The sequence below is a fragment of the Mesorhizobium sp. WSM1386 genome (assembly GCF_055901595.1).
On the sequence record NZ_CM148373.1, the window covers coordinates 3,037,552 to 3,054,087 of the forward strand.

Here is a 16,536-nt window from a genome sequence, read left to right on the forward strand (position 1 = left end):
AAATCCTGCACAAAGAGTCGTTTGTCGTCCAGCCCAAAGATGGCCAATATTCAAGGCGTACCGCGCATCCACATCGAGCTTTCCGGTTCGCCGATGCGCTGAAGACCAAACATGAGTGTGAGCGATCGTCATGCTCGTCCGCTGGGCGGCACCGACATCCTTGCGCCCAAACGAACACAGGAGACGAACAATGACCGTTGGATATATCGGCGCCGCGATAGGTGGCCTTGCCATGCGAAGCGTAGCAGCATTCGAGCACCGCCGCACCCTGCGCCAGGTTTCACGCCTCTCGGACCGCCGCCTGCGCGACATCGGCCTGGAGCGCGACTGGGACGGTTCCGTTCTTGGCAACGGAATTTTGGGCAATGGGAGGGGAATATGACCAGCACCTTGATCATCGGCGCGACGGGACTTCTGGGCAGCGAAATGGCGAAGGCGAGTGCGCGCAACGGCGACAGCCTGCATGTCCTTGTCCGGCCGGCAACCGCAGGCAATGAGGAGCGGATGCGCCCGCTGCGAGACCTCGGCGCCACGGCCCATGTCGGCGATCTCGACGACTATGACAGCCTTGTCCGCGCCGTCGGCAAGGTCGATCGCGTCATCAGCTCGGTGCATGTTGGCTCGGCCAGCGAGATGACGCTGGTGCGCGCCATCAAGGGTGCCGGCGTCTCGCGCTATGTGCCCTCCGCCGGCTTCGGCCTCGACTTCGCCGCCGCCGCACCCGGCTCGATCGAACCGCTCGACATCAAGCGAGCCGTGTTCGATGCGGTCAGGCAAGCCGATCTGCCCTATACGGTGATCTACACCAATGGTTTCTTCTCGACCTGGGTGGCCACGCTTGGCGACCTGACGCGGTTCGGCTCGACGTCCCTGCCGCCGGATGAGGTCACGCTCTACGGCGATCGCAATGTGCCGGCGACCTTCGTCAGCGAAAAGGACATCGCCGCCGTCACCATGCGTGCGCTGGAGGATCCGGGTGCCGTCCGCCGCGAAATCCGCATCGCGCAGAACAGGATCACGCAGAACGAGATGATCGAGCTGTGGCGCAAGGTGAGCGGCCGCTCGCCTGGCATCAAGCACATGAACGCTGACGAGCTGGAGGCGCTGATCGCGGCCGTCCCTGGCCTCGCATTGCTGCGCGCATTCTGGATCCGCGGCGAGACCGCGCTGGAGACGGCCACTCCCGAGGCCGGTGCGCTTTATCCGGAGTTGAGGTTCGAGACGATCGAGAGCGCCTTTGTGGAGGTGACTGCAGGAGGCGGGCGGACGGTGTGAAAGTCGGATGCCTTGCGAGGTTGGTGCCCTACGACGCCCCCCTCTGTCCTGCCCGACAGAGGGGGGCGTCGTAGGCGGGGCGGGCGTCGTTGGCTTCTACAGCGGTTGACCGCGCCGCCCATCCGGCCGATAGGTCCGCGCGAACAGCCCGAGACCCGCAATGACCGACCTCAAAGATGCAACCCATGCCACCGGCGCTACCTGGCAGGACGATGTCCGCCAGGGCGTGCGGCATGTCCGCGATCTGGCCGCCTTGCCGCTGTCGGCCGCCGAGCGCCAAGCCGCCCAGCAAGCCGCGACGCTTCACAAGGTGCGCGTGCCAAAAACCTATCTCGACCTGATCGACTGGAACGACCCGGCCGACCCGATCCGGGCACAGGTGATCCCGTCGCCGGACGAACTGGTGGAAGCGGAGGGCGAGCTTGGCGATCCGATCGCCGATCACGACTTCAGCCCGGTGCCCAGGCTGACGCATCGCCATGGCGACCGGGTGCTGTTGTTCCCGACCTATCAATGCGCCGTTTATTGCCGGTTCTGCTTTCGCAAGGAATCCCTGACCTCGATCGGCCGCGGCTACACGCGCGAGGCGCTGGAGCCGGCGCTGGCCTATATCGCCGACCACTCCGAGATACGCGAGGTGATCCTGACCGGCGGCGATCCGCTGTCGCTGCCGGACAAGGCACTGGCCGAAATCTTCACGCGCATCGAGGCTATCCCCCATGTGCGGCTGCTGCGTATCCACACTCGCGTGCCGGTGGCGCTGCCGTCACGCATCACGCCGGGGCTGGTCGAAGCGCTGCAAGGCCGGCTGATGGTCACCGTCGTCACCCATTTCAACCATGCACGCGAGATCACCGACGCTGCCGAGGCGGCTTGCCGGACAATGCGCCAGGCGGGCTTCGTGTTGCTCAACCAGAGCGTTCTGCTTAAGGGCGTCAATGACAACGTCGAGGTGTTGGAAGAACTCTGCCGCGAGTTGATGTACCGGCTGGGGGTAAAGCCCTATTACCTGCACCATGGCGACCTCGCGCGCGGCATGGCGCACAGGCGCACCACGATTGCGCAGGGCCAGGCGCTGGTGGAGGCGCTCAGGACGCGGCTGTCGGGCATCTGCAATCCCGTCTATGTGCTCGACCTGCCGGAGGGCGGCGGCAAGGTGCCGCTCGGGCCTTGTCCTATCGAGGGACGCGACGGGGAGAGCTGGCGGATACGCGGGCAGGATGGCGCGGTGAGGGGATATACGGAGATCACCGAAGCGTAAGAAGCAGGCGCATCGGCGCCGGATCAGCTAGTCCGCATCCGCCACGACGAACGCCAGCACGACCACGCGCGGAACGATGCAGTATACGAGGCGGACGCGACGGCCCGTCTTCGTCACTGCGCTGCCTGCGGCCAGATCCACGGCGATGTCCTCATAGCCCAGGATTTCGCGGTCGAGCGGATACACCGCCTTGTAGACCGCTTCCTTGGCTGAAAAGAGGATGCGGCCGGCAAGATGTAAGGGCGCCGCACCGGTTTCATCCGCTGCGGTTTGAACAAGCGCCAGGAGCTCGTCGGGCAGGGGCAGCGCCGGCTCGACGTCGATGCCGAGCGAGGCCACGTCGCCAAGCGGCGCGACCGCGGCCACGGCCATCTCGTCGTCATGGGCGAGCGAACCGGTTACCCGGCCGGGCCAGGCAGGCGCGCCGGACGGTGCGCGCAAGATGGCAACGTCGCCGACGCCGATTTCCGCCAGCAGCCCGTGCGCGATCCACCGGGCGGCGCCGCTCGCGCGCCGCATGGCCGGCTGGCGAGCCGGGATGGATTGCGCCTCGGCAGGCAAGAGGTGTGCCTCGTCCCCTCCATGGATCATTCGGCATCCGGTGCGGACGCCGTTGGGGGCGATAGCGGCCAGCGCCCGCGCGAGCGAGATTTCCTCAAGCTGCTCCAGGGCGGACGGAATTGCGGGAAGTGTCATCGGCCGCTTGGTGCGGGCAGCACGAGCTCGGCGATCATTTCCCCGTCCTCGTCGAGGCCTTCCTCGACGAAACCGGCGGTGCGATAGAGTTGCCGGGCCGCCTCATTCTCCGGCTCGTAGCAGATTGAAACGTGTCTGACGTGGCCGAGCCCCCGGATTTCGCCCAGCACTTCACGCAGCGCGGCCTTGCCGTAGCCTTTGCCCTGGCTGGAGCGGTCGATCATGAAGCGATAGATGCGCGCCTCGTCGTCATCGCGCGGCGCCTCGTACATCAGAAATCCAACGACACAGTCTCCGGCCATCACCGCGCGTGGCCGTGCGTCCCTGTCGGACCGGGCCTCATCCAGGGAGTCCGCATTGCTGGCGACGAAATCGATCTGCTCCGGCGCCAATTGCAGGGACGCGACCAGGCCCCGGTTGGCCCTGGTCACCGGGACGACACGGATTTCCACCATCTCGTGCGACGTTCCGTCACTTTTCGCCTTCGTCGGCGACCGGGGTCACGAACCGATGCAGCTTGGCCGGGTTGCCGCGCCAGATCGAGTTGGGCTCCAGCTCCTCGCCCTTCATCACGAAGGAATCGGTGTCGGCCACCGAGCCTTCGCCCATCACCACGCCATAGTGGACAAAGGCCGAAGGCCCGAGCGTGCAGCCATTGCCGATGCGGATGTAGTCGGACTTGAAGGCACCTTCTTCCAGCGAATGGGCCTGGATGACGCAGCCTTCGTTGAGGGTGACGTCGTCGCCGATCTCCACCAGGGAACGTTCGGTCAGGTTGCTGCCGCCGTCATAGACGCGCTTGCCGACCTTGACGCCCAAAAGGCGCAGGATCACCGGCCGGAACGGCGTGCCGCTGAACAGGCGCACGATCGGTGAATCGGCAAGCTTCCAGTGGCGTTCGTGGCGCCAGAAGGCGACGTCGTAGATCGTCGTGATCTGGGGCTTGAGCCTGCCGAAGCCAAGGCTTGCCCGCTCGACCAGGATGTAGAACGGAATGGTGATGGCCGAGGTCAGGAGCACGGCCACGAAAAGCGCGACCTCCGCCCACTCGCTGTAGTAGTTCAGCGCCCGGTCCCAGATCGCCAGCGTGGCGAACAGCATCACCCATTGCGTTGCCACGAACAGCAGGATGGTCACCAGATTGTGGCGGTTCTTGTGAGGGATGCGCTGTCGGCGGTCGGCCTCGTCGACGCCGGCGATGAGTTCCTTGTCGCGGTTCACCATGCGCGGGATCTCGAAAGCCGGAGAGCCCAGAAGCCCGACATTCTCGCGCAACGGTCCATCGATGGGGACCATCACCTTGGTGCCGAGCAGCACGTTGTCGCCCGTGCGTCCATCCGGCGGATAGTAGATGTTGTTGCCGAGATAGTTGCGTTCGCCGATGCGCGTCGGCTCGAGCCTGAAGGCGGTGGCGGACTTGTGCATGTTGATCATGAAGAGCCCGTCCGAGACCATGGTCTCGGTGCCGATCTCGCACAGGAGAGGGTTCTCGTGCTGCTGGTTGGAGCCGAAATTGGAACCCGTCTGCACCACCTTGTTGAGGTTCCAGCCGATGGCACGCATGTAGTGGACGATGGCCGAACTGTCGCCGAACAGCAGGCCGAGCACGCGCGAGTTGCTCGAGAATTCGGCGACGGTCTGCAGCCAATAGCGGAAACCGTAGAGCGAGTAGGTGCGGCCGGGCTTCAGCACCAGGCTTATCAGGCGCGGCACGACCGTCGCGGCGAGGAAGGCCGCGGCGATGTATCCGAGAAGCGTGACCGTGGTGCCGATCGCGACCAGGCCGATGGTCTCCTGATAGTCGTCGCCCACATTTTCCCAATAGCTGTGGAACAGCAGCGGCAGTGGGGTGACAATGGCGAACAGCCCGATCAACTGAACCGCTTCGTAGAGGACGCGCCGGACATTGGACGGATCGACGGCGCGCACCTTGCAATAATCCGCCGTGGTCGGCACCGCCGGCGATCCATGCCAGTGTTCGCCGTCCGGGATGCTTTGCCCGCGCTGCAGCGAAGACGAGTGGCCGAGCTGGCTGCCGTCGCCGATCTTGGTGTCGATGTCGATGGTGCAGCCAACACCGACGAAAGCGTCGCGGCCGATGGTCAGCGGCCCGGTGTGGATATAGCCGGCCTGGGCCCGATAGCCGAGGATCATCGATTCCTTGCGCAGGATCGTCTGGGCGCCGATCGAAATGAGATCGGTGCAGACGGGCACGGACTTGGATTCGATGACCGCGTTCTTGCCGATCCTGGTTCCAAGCAGCTGCAGGTAGATGCTGTAGAGCGGGCTGCCGCGGAACAGGACCACGGGCGCGGTGCGGATCAAGGTCTTGACGACCCAGAAGCGATAGTAGCGCAGGCCCCAGATGGGGAAAGTTTCGGCTTTCCAGCGGCCCACAAGCAGCCATTTGGCGGCGACGGCAAAGCCCGACATGCCGAAGAACACGCTGGCCGAGAGCGCCACGCACCGGATGTAGAGCTGCAGCGGCTCGTCGAGCGCGTCATAGACCCAGTTGAGGCCGTCATTGATCGCCCACAGCGCGACATAGCTGTAGAGGCCGTAGAAGGCGAGCTGCGCGGCACCGCAGGTCCAGTAGACGAGGCTCGACGCCTGGCGGGTGAGGACAGGTTCGTTGGTGGCGGTCGTCATCTCTTCCGCCACGCGCAGGTGCTTGGCCAGGCGCGCCACGGTCGGATAGAGATAGATGTCGCGCATGGAGGCCGTCGCCCATTCCTTCCTGGTGCGCACGCGCGCGCAGAAATGGGCCATCAGCAGGGAGTTGGCGCCGAGGTCGTCGAAGAAATTGTCCTCGACGGACACCGCGTCGAATTTCAGCACCGCGGCCAGTGCCTCGGCGAGAAAGCGCTCGTCGTCATTGCCGGGCGCCACCATCTCGCGGTCGGTGGAAAGCCTGATGCTGGTCGGCTTCGGAAGCTGGCGAAGGTCGACCTTGTTGGAAACCGTCATCGGGATCGCCGGCAGTTCCTCCAGATAAGAGGGCACCATGTAATCCGGCAGGCGCCGCTTCATCGTGCTGGCAATGTCGGCGCGCGAGAGCGGCGGCAGGCCGGCCTTTGGCGCGAAATAGGCGACGAGTTCGACGCGGCCGGGCTCGATCTCCCAGGTGGTGACGGCGGCCTGCGCGATCTCCGGCTGGTCCAGCAGCACGGCCTCGATCTCGCCGAGCTCGATGCGGTAGCCGCGGATCTTCACCTGGGTGTCGATGCGGCCGGCATACTCGATCTCGCCGTCGTCGTTGATCCGGCCAAGGTCGCCAGTGCGGTAGATGCGCCGCGACGGGTTGTTGGGCAGATCGAGGAAATCGGCGATGAATTTCTGTTCGGTGAGGTCGGGCCTGTTGAGATAGCCGATCGCTAGGCCGATGCCGGCAATGCCGATTTCGCCCAGCTCGCCCGGCTTGGCCACTGCCGGCACTTCGGGGTCGAGGATAACGATGGAATAGGTGGGCAGCGGCGCGCCGATGGTCACGGGCCTGTCGGGCGTCAGTTCACCCATCGTCGCGGTGACGGTCGCCTCGGTCGGGCCATAGGTGTTGAGGATCTTTCGGCCGGGCCTGGACCAGCGCACCACCAGATTGTGCGGGCAGGCCTCGCCGCCCACCAGGAGCGTGCGCAGGCTCGGCACGTCGCTCGCCATGGACGACAGCAGGGTCGGGCTGCAGGCCATGCAGGTGATTTCATGGTGACGCAGGAAATCGGCCAGCTCTTCGCCGACCAGCGTCAGCGGGCCGGGCGCCGGCACGACCGTCGCGCCGGCGACGAAGGGCACCCAGATCTCCTCGGAGGAAAAGTCGAAGGCGATGGTCATGCCCTGGTAGACGCGATCGCCCGGCCGGTATCCATAGGATGCGGCGGCGACGCGGATGAAATTGACGAAGCTCTGGTGCCGGATGGCGACGCCCTTCGGCCTGCCTGTCGTGCCCGACGTGTAGAGGATGTAGCAGATGTCGTCGGCGGGCGCCGCGTCGAGCCGCAGCGGTGCGTCGGAGCGCGTGGAGATGTCGGCGGTGGCGCCGTCGATCATCACATGGGGAACCGGCAGCAGACCGGCTCGCTCCGCATAGGCGACGATGGTGACGATCAGGCTCACGCCGGCGTCTTCGATGATGAGGGTCATGCGCTCTTGCGGGAAAGCGGTGGCCAGCGGCACGAAGGCGGCTCCGGCCTTCATCACGGCGAGCACCGCGACATAGGTCTCCGCCGACCGGTCGAGGATGAGACCGACCCGGTGACCCGGCCGCACGCCACGCTCGACCAGCAGGCGGGCGAACTGGTTGGCCCGCCTGTCGAGCTCGCGATAGGTCCATACACGTCCCTCGCTGATCACCGCCGGCAGCGTTGCAAAATTTTCGGCGAGCTGCTCGAAGACCGCATCGAGCCGCTCATCTGGCTGACCCGCCAGGGCGAAATCGGCGCCCGCCAGGATCTGGCTGCGCGCCACTGTCCGCGGGGTGATCCTCACAAGGGCTTCAATGCTGTCCAGGCCCGCCTGATCGGGCTCTCTGCCCGATCTTGCCGCTTCCCTGTCCAGTTCGGCGATATCGACACCGTGGTCCATTTCCAAAACTTTCTTATCCTAGCCGAACCGTGCCAGGCACATGTCGATCGTGCCGCCGCTCAAGCAGGCATTGTCGGCTGTGCGGCCGCTGCAATTTGACGTTGTTGGTGACGGTGGAATGACCGGCGTGCAGGGCGCGGGGCGGAGGCAGACGCACCGCCGGCGGCGAGCGACATCCATCCGTTCGAACCGCGTTGCATTGCCCGTGCCCAATCCCATGCGCTGTGCGGCCGATTTCCGGCCGCTGGGACACGCTTATGCCATCCGATCTTTTCGCCAGTTTTTCCGAACTGTTGAATATTGTTTCTGGATTGTGTCTCGGTGCTCTTTTTGCCCCGGATTCCTTCCTCCCAAAGAATCTTGCGAGGCCCGGGAATAAAGCGCCGCCCTTCCGGGTCTTCATTTCAGCGGGGCCAATCCAGCGGCCCGCGACCTGAAGAAACGGAACAAGGATTTATCGGAAATGACCAAGCTCGCTCTCAGCGTGGCTGCGATGTTGCTTGCCTCGAGTTCTGCCTTTGCCGGCAGCGACCATTTCGGCACGAGCACCCAGGCCACCGCCACCACCGACAACACCTACACTGCCTCCACTCGCGAGGCGGACATGGTTCGGCACGACACGCAGGCGTCGATGAAATCCGATGCGGAAGAACCCGGCCAGGGCATCTGGGGCCGCTGAGTTCATGAGCGTCGCGCCGGATCCCGTCGGCGCGCCTCAACCGCATCAGGACGGAGGGCCAGGGGCTTGGCCCTCCGTCATTTCTTACGATTTTTTGCCTTCCGCCACGCAACCCAAAGGAGAGACCACCATGTTCAGCATGACACGTCGCACAGTGCTGCAATCAGCCGCCGCCGCCGCCGCTTTCGGCCTTGCCGGAAAGCTGGAATTCACACGCCTGGCTTTCGCGCAAACACCGGTCGAGCCGACAGTCGGCTTCTACAAATACAAGGTCGGCGATATCGAGGTCACCGCCGTCTATGACGGCATCTGGCGCAAGCCGCACGACCCGGCCTTCATCAAGGATGTATCGGTCGACGACACCAAGGCGGCTCTTGCCAAAGCCGGGCTGCCCACCGAGTTCATGCCCATCCCGCTCACCGTCGTCGTGCTCAAGATGGGCGGCCGGCTGATCATGATGGATGCCGGCTCGGGTGTCGGCCAGTGGCAGGCCAACGCCACGCATTTGCCGGCCAACATGGCCGCCGCCGGCATCGACTACAAGGCGATCGACACCATCATGATCTCGCATTTTCACCCCGACCATGTCTGGGGCCTGATGGAGAAGGGCACCAACACGCCGGTGTTCCCCAATGCCGAGCTGATCGTCAACGCCACCGAGTACAATTGGTGGACCGACCCCAGCCGGCTGGCCAAGCTGCCCGAAGGCCGCAAGCCGGCGGGCAAGCGCATCGCCGAGAATTTTCCGAAATGGAAGAACTGGAAGCTGGTTCAGGACGGCGCCGAAGTCGCGCCCGGCATCCAGATCATCGCCGCCCCCGGCCACACGCCCGGCCATTCGGTGTACCTCGCCAATTCCGGTGGGGAGCAGCTGATGATCTCGGCCGACACCATGTATGTGCCGGCCCTTCTGGCGCCGCATCCGAAGTGGCAGGGCGCTTACGACCAGGACGGGCCGACCGCGATCGCCACGCGCCACAAGATTATCGACCGGGTGATCGCGGACAACATCCGCATTTCCGGGTCGCACTTCCCATTCCCCGGCACCGGCGTCTTCGTGAAAGACGGCAGCGCCTACGCTTTCACGCCCGTGCAGATTTAATCACGGCAAACCGACAAGCGAGAAAGACAATGAAACAATCATTCTTGGGCAGAAACGCCCTGTACGGCCTGCTCGGCGCCATCGCCGTGCTGACCGTGGTTCCCGTCGCGACGATCATACCGGCCTATGCAGTCGACGATATCGAGGGCACCGATGCCCCCGACCTCACCGCCGTGCAGGCCAAGATCGCCGCCAAGGACTACAAGGGCGCGCTGGCCGATTTGCGTGATCTCGCGCAGGACAACCAGCAGGCCGATGTCTACAATCTGCTCGGCTTCACGCTGCGCAAGACCGGCGACACCACCACCGCGCTGACCTACTACAACAAGGCGCTGGAGCTGAAGCCCGACCACAAGGCCGCCCGCGAATATCTAGGTGAGCTCTATGTCGAGACCGGCGACATGGGCAAGGCCCAGGAGCAACTGGCATCGCTGCAGAAACTCTGCCCCGCCGGCTGCGAGGAGCTTTCCGACCTGCAGAAAGCCATCGACACCAAGGTGACGCAGTAAGTTCCCCCTCACCCACATCTCCCCTCGGGGGCAGTTTGGGCGCTCGTGGCTGACGCCCGTTGCCGGAGCCGGCGTCTCTCCCTCGAGCCGGCTCCGGCCCTTTCAAAATGGAGGCTGACCCATGACACCGAACGACATCGCCGCGAAGCTCGCCGGCCTCGCCACGAAATACCACGCTGGGGATGTGACCCTGCTTGCCGGCCGCCTGCTGCTGTCCCTCATCTTCCTGCATGAGGGCGCAACACTGGCCACCCATTTCGATGCCGCCGCCAAGGCGATGGCGGCGTTGGGCGTCGGCCTGCCGCTGTTCGTCGCCACCGTCGCGCTGCAACTGGGGGCAGGGCTCTCGATCGCAACCGGCCTGCTGACGCGGCTGGGCGCCATCGGGCTCGGCCTGTTCTGCCTTGCGACGGCCATGCTGTTTCACACCAACTTCGCCAGCCAGAATGAACTGCTGCATTTCGAAAAGGACCTGGCCATCGCCGGCGGCATGTTCGTGCTGGCCGCCGTCGGTGCCGGCAGGTTCTCGCTGGACCGGCTGGTGGCGCTCTATTTGCACAAGCGACAGCGCGACAAGGAGATGACGGCAGCGCTGCTGGCGGTGGAGAACCATATGTGGGTGGGCGAGGTGAAGCTGCCGATTTGAGGCGCGCGAACCCTCGCGGCCCAGGCGCGCAGCGCTTTCCGGCTGCATTCCACGCAAAATTCCACTGCTGCGGCGGTTCTTACCACGCCGGCTACCACGCTGGCGTACACACCACGGCCCTATGAAGCGGCAACAGCGCACGACGAACCCAAGACGATCATGCGCTGAGCAACCTGCCGCCGCGGATCCCGTGGGGATAGCGGCTGGCCGGTTTCGCCTGATGAAAATGTAGAGACAGCCTCGGGAACGCGGTGCGGGCGGCGCGTTGAGGTCCTGTCATCACCTTTGGAAAGATGGAGAATTGAAATGAAAAAGACCGTTCTTACCATTGCCGCGGTTCTGTTTGCTTCCGGCACGGCTTTTGCCGGCAGCGACCATTTTTTTGGCACGGACTATGTCCCGGCCGCCGGCAGCTATCCGACCGCGACGACCCATTCGATGATGTCCGGCGATGCGCCCGACATGAGCGGCACCAAGAGCATCACCGGCAGCTCGGTTGAAGGAAATGCGAACTCCGGCATGCCTGCGCCGGGCTATGGCCAGGGGATCTGGGGCAATCGATAACGAAACCGGCGGCCATGGCCGGCATCCAGGCGGCGGGACAACTCGCCGCCTGGATCATTTCTCCGCCTGAATGGTTCGCTCCATTCCTTCTCCAGCGGCCAATCAGCGATGCGCCTGCCGCGCGTGCTTTTCTGGAACAAGCCTTGACGTCCCGCATTCTATTAGCAGGGGCGCAAGGAGCGTGGCGTGAAAGCATTTTTGGGACTGGTCTGCGGCTTCGTGCTGACCCTTGCGGTGTTCGGCAGCGGGTTGGTTTTCGCAGCCTGGCTGCTCGCCGCCAAGCCGGCGCGCGAGGCAAGGCCCACCGTCAGCGTGGCGGAACTGTGGACCAAGAAGGCGCGGCCGGTGGACAAGGCGGCACAGAACCTCGAACGGGTGCCGGCCGAGCAGCCCGCGCCTGCCGACATCGCCGCCAAGGAACCAGCCAAGCAGCAGCCAGATCCCACCGTCACTGGCGCCATCGCGCCGGCCGAACTGCCGCCGCCGCATCTCGCCTGGTGCGCCAACCGCTACCGCTCCTACAATCCCGATGACAACAGCTACATGTCCTATAGCGGGCAGCAGCGCACCTGCGTCTCACCCTATCTCGCCGCCGACCGCACCGCGCCGCCCGCCGCCGAGGCCAGCTATGCCGAGGGCCCGGGGCTGGGCGCCTACGCGGCCGCCGGCGATGACGACCATGTTGCCTCCTGCTTCAGCCGTTACCGCTCCTACCGGCCGGAAGACAACAGCTACCAACCCTATTCCGGCGGGCCGAGACGGCAATGCGAGTAGCCGGCAGCGGCCTGGCGCACGACGAAGGCCGCCGGGAGCGATTGCGACCGCGCGATTTCTGGGATCGTTCGGATCGGCCTCAATGCCCAGAGGAGGAACGACCATGGATGACGACCGGCACGAGAAGATCCAGCAGCGCGCATACCAGATCTGGCAGCGTGAATGCGGCGGCGATCCGGAGGATCACTGGCACCGGGCCGAAGCCGAGATCGACCGCGAGGCGGCACTGCCGCTGACGGCCGGTGACGCGTTGCCGCGCGAGATCGCCAGTGCCGACGTGCTGACGGTCGAGGAACTGGCGGTGCGCACCGGCATATCGGGCGACGAGGCACAGGAACTGATCGACCGCCTGGGCAACGACCGCGCGGCAATCGAACAAGCCGCCCGCAGTCTCAAAAGGCGGCGCACGCCTCAGGAGGGCCAGGCGAAATGATCAGGAAACTCAAGGACGGAAGATACCGGCTTTATTCGCGCAAGAAGGATGAGAAGACGGGCAAGCGGCGGAACCTTGGCACGTTCGAAACGCGCGAGGCCGCGGAGAAGCACGAGCGCGAGGTGCAGTATTTCAAGCGGCATTGAAGGGGTGCTGATGGCTGTCACGACGGTGACCACACGCTACTGAGACCGGTTACTTCCGCTGAATACAAAGGCGGCTTTGCGTCCGATCCCGTCAGGATTTCTACGCCACGCGGGGTTGAGCTGGCCTGGATTTGACCACGGTGGCGAGTACGATGCCGGCGACAATGAAGGCAGCACCGACCAGATCGTAATCGTGCAAGCCCTCGCCGAGCAGCAGATAGGCGAGCATGGCCACGAACACCGTCTGCAAATAGAGCAGCATGCTCGCCCGGCTCGCGCCGAGCGTTTCCACGCTCTTGTTGTAGAGATAGTACATCAAGGCGCCGCCGGGACCCGCCAGATAGGCGAGCGCGAGAAGGCTGTCGACATCCATGGCGGAGCGTTCGTCGTTGAACAATTCCCACACATGGAAAGGCAAGGCGACCAGCGCACCGGCGCCAAGCAGCAGCACGACCATCGGCAGGAGTTCGATGCCGAATTTGGCACGGCGCAAAAGCACGGTGTAGAGGCCCCAGCAGAACGCGCTGCCGACGATCCACAACTCGCCGGCGTTGACCTTGAGTTGCAGCAGCGCCGTCAGGTTGCCGTGGGCAACGATGAAAATCATCCCGGCAAGCGCGACCAGCGCGCCCAGCGACTTCCACAGTCCGAGCGGTTCGCCAAGCACGAAACGGGCGAGCACCATCGTCATGACGGGCGACAGCGCCATGATGATGCCGGCCGTGGTGGCATCGGTGTCGTTGAGGCCGTGGTAGATCATACCCTGGCACAGCGTGAGGCCGATCGCCCCCACGGCGACGACCTCCACGGCGCGCGTTCGCAAAAGCCCGATCATCGCGTCGTGATGACGGTGCACGATCGGCAGCAGGATGGCGCAGGCAAGCGTCAGCCGCCAGAAGCAGAGGCCCCAGGGCGGCATTTCAGGCGCCACCCATTTGGCCGCGATATAGACACCGGCCGAAAGCAGCCAGCACAGGACGGCGGCCGGATAGCCGGCCAGGGAGGATACGGGGCCGGCCACGGGTTGCGCGGCGTGATGCGCTATCGGCATTGCCTGCATGTCATGCCTCCCCTTGGATGACGCCCGACGGGGGCAATATAGCTTGCGTCGTTGGGTCGTGCATCCGTTTTGAAAGGCCGAAAAGGAATCTGCTCACGGCCGCCATATGTCTTTCGATGGAGCAGGAAGGTTCTTCCCGCGAGGGTGATGCGACGACCGTAGCGGCAATCGAACAAGCCGCCTGCAGCCTCAAGGCCAGAAAGCGCGCTAAATCCTGATCAGCCCTAATCGGGAGAGCGAGATGATCCGCAAACTGAAGGGTGGAAAATACCGGCTTTATTCGCGCAAGAAGGATGAGAAGACCGGGAAAAGGCGGAATCTGGGGACGTTCGATACGGAGGGGCGGGGAGAAGCATGAGCAGTACTTCAAGCGGCATTGAGGCGTGATTTCGTGCTTGTCTCTGGCTGTCGCGATGGTGACGGACCATCCTGCTGCGACTGGTTATCTCCGCTGAGTACAATGCCGGCTTTGCGCCCCAAGTCAGTCGTTGAGCTAGCCCCAGGGGAATCCCAGAAGCGGAAATTCGAGCGAACAGGCTAATCGGTGCGTTGCACCTAGAACCGACGCCCAGCGGTCATCAGCGACGAGCTCGATCTTCAGCCGAGAGTGAGCAAGGCAGCACGCTTCACTGTCGCCGACATTCCCAATCGTTTGGCTAACTAGTCGTCAAGCCTGTTGTCCGGCTCCTACTAAATCGAGTGCCGCTCTGGGCCCATCCTAGCTCAAAATTACGCACCCGCACTTCGGAGGTGCTTTGAGCGTCTCTAGCTGCGGGATATATGAAGCGCAACACGATTTCGTCCTTCCGATTTGGCACGAAACAGAGCCAAATCGGCGGCATTGACGAAATCATTTGGCGTCTCGTCCGCGGTGGGCACCGCTGTTGCAACGCCGACGCTGATGGTCACACGGTCCGGGCCGTGGGGTATGTTCAACTCCCGCACGCCCTGGACGAGCCGCTCTGCGATCGCACTGGATTGTTCCAACAAAGTGTCGACCAGCACGACCACGAACTCTTCGCCTCCGTACCGCGCAGCGAGGTCGGTGGAGCGCCCGGAACCGCTCTGGATTACGCGGGCGATTTGCTTGAGCACCTCATCGCCGGCCATGTGGCCATAGGTATCATTGTATCGTTTGAAGTTGTCCGCATCAATCATCAACAGCGACAATGGGGACTGTGCGCGAAAAGCGCGCTTCCATTCAGCCGCCAAATATTCATCAAAATAGCGCCTGTTGCCGAGACCCGTCAGGCCATCGATCCGCGTCAGACGTTCAAGCTCGAGATTTGCACTGATCAGCTGTCGCTGGCTTTCTCTTAGCGCTCGGTATGCCGCGTCTCGCTGGACGTGATCCAGATAGGCCCGCGTGTGATATCGAATACGTGCAATCAGCTCGATACGATCCGGCAGTTTGACGAGATAGTCGTTCGCTCCCACAGCGAAGGCTTCGCCCTTGGTGGCCGGATCTTCCTTGCTCGACAGCACAATGACTGGGACCGCGCGTGTCGACGCATGCTTCCTGTATTCTCGCACCAGATGCAGCCCGTCGACACCGGGCATGACGAGATCCTGCAGGATAACGGTTGGCTTTACCTCATCCGCGACCGTCATCGCTCTCAACGGGTCGGTGCAGAAGTGTAAGGAAATATCTGGCTCGTTGGCTAGAGCGCGCCTGACCGCCTCGCAAACCATGATCTGATCATCGATGAGCAGAACCATGGATGAATAGTTATCTGCGAGTGGCGGGACTAGCTCTGGTTCTTGCGTCATCGGACGAGCCCTTTCACGTGGAGCGCTCGCAGGCTTCGATTATACGTGAGCCGATCGCACTCAAAGGAAGAATATCAACAGCCGCGCCGATGTCGGCGGCGGCCTTCGGCATGCCGTAGACGGCACTGGTTGCTCTATCCTGCGCGATCGTGAGATGCCCCTTGTCACGGAGCTGTCTTAGCCCGCGCGCACCATCCCTGCCCATGCCGGTGAGCAGGACACCAATCACCGAGCCAGGCCACCATTGCGCCGCACTCTCGAAGAACACATCTACCGACGGCCGATAAACATTGTCCTTGGGGCTGGGCGTATAGCCAAGTTGCTGAGCTGACTTGAAAACCAGATGATCCGCAGAACTGGCTACGAGAACAGTGCCCGCTTGAGGACTATCCTTTTCCCGCGCCGGACGGATCGGGAGAGGCGTATGCTGTCCCAGCCAATCAGTAAGCCCTGGCACGAACTGAGCATCGAGATGCTGGACGAGCACGATCGCGCTACCAAAATCAACGGGAAACGCGCTCAGGACTGCGGCAACGGCGGCGGGCCCGCCCGCGGAGGCACCGATTGCAATTAGGCGTCGAGGTGTCGGCTCAGCGTCACGTGACATCCGCTTTTTTGTCTTGGCCGGCGCATCACCGATCAGCTTGCCGATCGTCGCAATCTTGTTCGTTAGAAGCCGTGCGGATTGCGAGGACGCGTTACCTTGGATGCCTACTGACGGAATATCGACCGCGTCGAGCGCGCCATGACCCATTGCTTCGTAGACACCGGCGAGGTTGGCTTCGATACTAGCGGTCACCAGCAAGATTGAGCACGGGGTTTCCGCCATGATTCTGCGGGTCGCTTCCACGCCGTCCATCTCTGGCATCGCTAGATCCATGAGTATCAGATCCGGCAGATCACGTCTGCAGACCTCGACCGCCTCACGCCCATTGGTCGCGATCCATGCGACCTGATGTTCGCCGGTCGACAGGACCAGCCGGCGCAGAAGCTCAACCGCCATCGGCATGTCGTTGACTACGCCGATTCTCATTCGTTGGCTT

At 63.6% G+C, this 16,536-nt stretch carries 17 protein-coding genes; 11 read left to right on the forward strand and 6 right to left on the reverse strand.

Features of this window, described 5'->3' with window-relative positions:
• The first annotated feature begins 190 nt into the window (after positions 1-190).
• The 3 genes from AC0NIH_RS14895 (at position 191) to AC0NIH_RS14905 (ending at position 2,536) form a co-directional block, all read left to right on the forward strand.
• Entirely contained in the window at positions 191-382 is a 192-nt protein-coding gene (locus AC0NIH_RS14895; RefSeq protein WP_473465619.1) for a DUF1127 domain-containing protein, read from the forward strand.
• Entirely contained in the window at positions 379-1,275 is an 897-nt protein-coding gene (locus tag AC0NIH_RS14900; protein WP_473465617.1) for an NmrA family NAD(P)-binding protein, read from the forward strand. The genes AC0NIH_RS14895 and AC0NIH_RS14900 overlap by 4 nt, the downstream gene beginning before the upstream one ends.
• A gap of 160 nt (positions 1,276-1,435) precedes the next feature.
• Positions 1,436-2,536, forward strand: a complete 1,101-nt coding sequence (locus AC0NIH_RS14905) for a KamA family radical SAM protein (protein WP_473465614.1) — start codon at positions 1,436-1,438, stop codon at positions 2,534-2,536.
• 27 nt (positions 2,537-2,563) lie between these two features.
• On the opposite strand, the gene AC0NIH_RS14910 is transcribed toward AC0NIH_RS14905, so the two are convergent.
• The 3 genes from AC0NIH_RS14910 to AC0NIH_RS14920 are packed head-to-tail and all read right to left on the reverse strand — an operon-like array spanning position 2,564 to position 7,810.
• Complete coding sequence (locus AC0NIH_RS14910; RefSeq protein ID WP_473465611.1) at positions 2,564-3,232, reverse strand: 4'-phosphopantetheinyl transferase family protein; 669 nt, start codon at positions 3,230-3,232, stop codon at positions 2,564-2,566.
• Positions 3,229-3,687: a GNAT family N-acetyltransferase gene (locus tag AC0NIH_RS14915; RefSeq protein WP_473465608.1), complete on the reverse strand. Its 459-nt coding sequence runs from the start codon at positions 3,685-3,687 to the stop codon at positions 3,229-3,231. The genes AC0NIH_RS14910 and AC0NIH_RS14915 overlap by 4 nt, the downstream gene beginning before the upstream one ends.
• Before the next feature lie 16 nt (positions 3,688-3,703).
• On the reverse strand, positions 3,704-7,810 hold the full coding sequence (locus AC0NIH_RS14920; protein WP_473465605.1) for a Pls/PosA family non-ribosomal peptide synthetase: 4,107 nt from the start codon (positions 7,808-7,810) through the stop codon (positions 3,704-3,706).
• 463 nt (positions 7,811-8,273) lie between these two features.
• On the opposite strand from AC0NIH_RS14920, the gene AC0NIH_RS14925 reads away from it, so the two are divergent.
• The 8 genes from AC0NIH_RS14925 (at position 8,274) to AC0NIH_RS14960 (ending at position 12,663) form a co-directional block, all read left to right on the forward strand.
• The gene (locus AC0NIH_RS14925; RefSeq protein ID WP_013894371.1) at positions 8,274-8,489 is read left to right on the forward strand and encodes a DUF680 domain-containing protein; all 216 of its coding nucleotides are present in this window, start codon (positions 8,274-8,276) and stop codon (positions 8,487-8,489) included.
• A 130-nt stretch (positions 8,490-8,619) separates the two neighbouring features.
• The gene (locus AC0NIH_RS14930; protein ID WP_473465602.1) at positions 8,620-9,591 is read left to right on the forward strand and encodes an MBL fold metallo-hydrolase; all 972 of its coding nucleotides are present in this window, start codon (positions 8,620-8,622) and stop codon (positions 9,589-9,591) included.
• A 29-nt stretch (positions 9,592-9,620) separates the two neighbouring features.
• Positions 9,621-10,100, forward strand: coding sequence for a tetratricopeptide repeat protein (locus tag AC0NIH_RS14935; RefSeq protein WP_473465599.1), 480 nt, complete (start codon positions 9,621-9,623; stop codon positions 10,098-10,100).
• 121 nt (positions 10,101-10,221) lie between these two features.
• The gene (locus tag AC0NIH_RS14940) at positions 10,222-10,746 is read left to right on the forward strand and encodes a DoxX family protein (protein WP_473465596.1); all 525 of its coding nucleotides are present in this window, start codon (positions 10,222-10,224) and stop codon (positions 10,744-10,746) included.
• A gap of 306 nt (positions 10,747-11,052) precedes the next feature.
• Complete coding sequence (locus AC0NIH_RS14945) at positions 11,053-11,310, forward strand: hypothetical protein (protein ID WP_473465593.1); 258 nt, start codon at positions 11,053-11,055, stop codon at positions 11,308-11,310.
• A 186-nt stretch (positions 11,311-11,496) separates the two neighbouring features.
• Positions 11,497-12,084 carry a BA14K family protein gene (locus AC0NIH_RS14950; protein WP_473465590.1) on the forward strand — a complete coding sequence of 196 codons (588 nt, stop codon included), beginning with the start codon at positions 11,497-11,499 and terminating at the stop codon, positions 12,082-12,084.
• A 103-nt stretch (positions 12,085-12,187) separates the two neighbouring features.
• On the forward strand, positions 12,188-12,517 hold the full coding sequence (locus AC0NIH_RS14955; protein ID WP_473465587.1) for a DUF2934 domain-containing protein: 330 nt from the start codon (positions 12,188-12,190) through the stop codon (positions 12,515-12,517).
• Positions 12,514-12,663, forward strand: coding sequence for a hypothetical protein (locus AC0NIH_RS14960; RefSeq protein ID WP_352709751.1), 150 nt, complete (start codon positions 12,514-12,516; stop codon positions 12,661-12,663). Before AC0NIH_RS14955 ends, AC0NIH_RS14960 begins: the two co-directional genes overlap by 4 nt.
• 100 nt (positions 12,664-12,763) lie before the next feature.
• Here AC0NIH_RS14960 and AC0NIH_RS14965 read toward each other — a convergent pair whose 3' ends face one another.
• The 3 genes from AC0NIH_RS14965 to cheB all read right to left on the reverse strand — a co-directional run bounded on the left by AC0NIH_RS14965 (position 12,764) and on the right by cheB (position 16,526).
• Positions 12,764-13,723, reverse strand: coding sequence for a DMT family transporter (locus AC0NIH_RS14965; RefSeq protein WP_473465585.1), 960 nt, complete (start codon positions 13,721-13,723; stop codon positions 12,764-12,766).
• 765 nt (positions 13,724-14,488) lie between these two features.
• Entirely contained in the window at positions 14,489-15,442 is a 954-nt protein-coding gene (locus AC0NIH_RS14970; RefSeq protein WP_352709747.1) for a PleD family two-component system response regulator, read from the reverse strand.
• A gap of 64 nt (positions 15,443-15,506) precedes the next feature.
• The gene (gene cheB / locus AC0NIH_RS14975; protein ID WP_473465582.1) at positions 15,507-16,526 is read right to left on the reverse strand and encodes a chemotaxis-specific protein-glutamate methyltransferase CheB; all 1,020 of its coding nucleotides are present in this window, start codon (positions 16,524-16,526) and stop codon (positions 15,507-15,509) included.
• Between the last annotated feature and the right edge of the window lie 10 nt (positions 16,527-16,536).

Excerpts from the sequence above, each read along its gene's own strand:
- AC0NIH_RS14965 (WP_473465585.1), bottom strand. The coding sequence starts at position 13,723 with ATGCAGGCAATGCCGATAGCGCATCACGCCGCGCAACCCGTGGCCGGC.
- AC0NIH_RS14920 (WP_473465605.1), bottom strand. The coding sequence starts at position 7,810 with ATGGACCACGGTGTCGATATCGCCGAACTGGACAGGGAAGCGGCAAGA.
- AC0NIH_RS14915 (WP_473465608.1), bottom strand. The coding sequence starts at position 3,687 with ATGGTGGAAATCCGTGTCGTCCCGGTGACCAGGGCCAACCGGGGCCTG.
- AC0NIH_RS14930 (WP_473465602.1), top strand. The coding sequence starts at position 8,620 with ATGTTCAGCATGACACGTCGCACAGTGCTGCAATCAGCCGCCGCCGCC.
- AC0NIH_RS14960 (WP_352709751.1), top strand. The coding sequence starts at position 12,514 with ATGATCAGGAAACTCAAGGACGGAAGATACCGGCTTTATTCGCGCAAG.
- AC0NIH_RS14955 (WP_473465587.1), top strand. The coding sequence starts at position 12,188 with ATGGATGACGACCGGCACGAGAAGATCCAGCAGCGCGCATACCAGATC.
- AC0NIH_RS14940 (WP_473465596.1), top strand. The coding sequence starts at position 10,222 with ATGACACCGAACGACATCGCCGCGAAGCTCGCCGGCCTCGCCACGAAA.
- AC0NIH_RS14945 (WP_473465593.1), top strand. The coding sequence starts at position 11,053 with ATGAAAAAGACCGTTCTTACCATTGCCGCGGTTCTGTTTGCTTCCGGC.
- AC0NIH_RS14935 (WP_473465599.1), top strand. The coding sequence starts at position 9,621 with ATGAAACAATCATTCTTGGGCAGAAACGCCCTGTACGGCCTGCTCGGC.
- cheB (WP_473465582.1), bottom strand. The coding sequence starts at position 16,526 with ATGAGAATCGGCGTAGTCAACGACATGCCGATGGCGGTTGAGCTTCTG.
- AC0NIH_RS14905 (WP_473465614.1), top strand. The coding sequence starts at position 1,436 with ATGACCGACCTCAAAGATGCAACCCATGCCACCGGCGCTACCTGGCAG.
- AC0NIH_RS14895 (WP_473465619.1), top strand. The coding sequence starts at position 191 with ATGACCGTTGGATATATCGGCGCCGCGATAGGTGGCCTTGCCATGCGA.
- AC0NIH_RS14970 (WP_352709747.1), bottom strand. The coding sequence starts at position 15,442 with ATGGTTCTGCTCATCGATGATCAGATCATGGTTTGCGAGGCGGTCAGG.
- AC0NIH_RS14925 (WP_013894371.1), top strand. The coding sequence starts at position 8,274 with ATGACCAAGCTCGCTCTCAGCGTGGCTGCGATGTTGCTTGCCTCGAGT.
- AC0NIH_RS14910 (WP_473465611.1), bottom strand. The coding sequence starts at position 3,232 with ATGACACTTCCCGCAATTCCGTCCGCCCTGGAGCAGCTTGAGGAAATC.
- AC0NIH_RS14900 (WP_473465617.1), top strand. The coding sequence starts at position 379 with ATGACCAGCACCTTGATCATCGGCGCGACGGGACTTCTGGGCAGCGAA.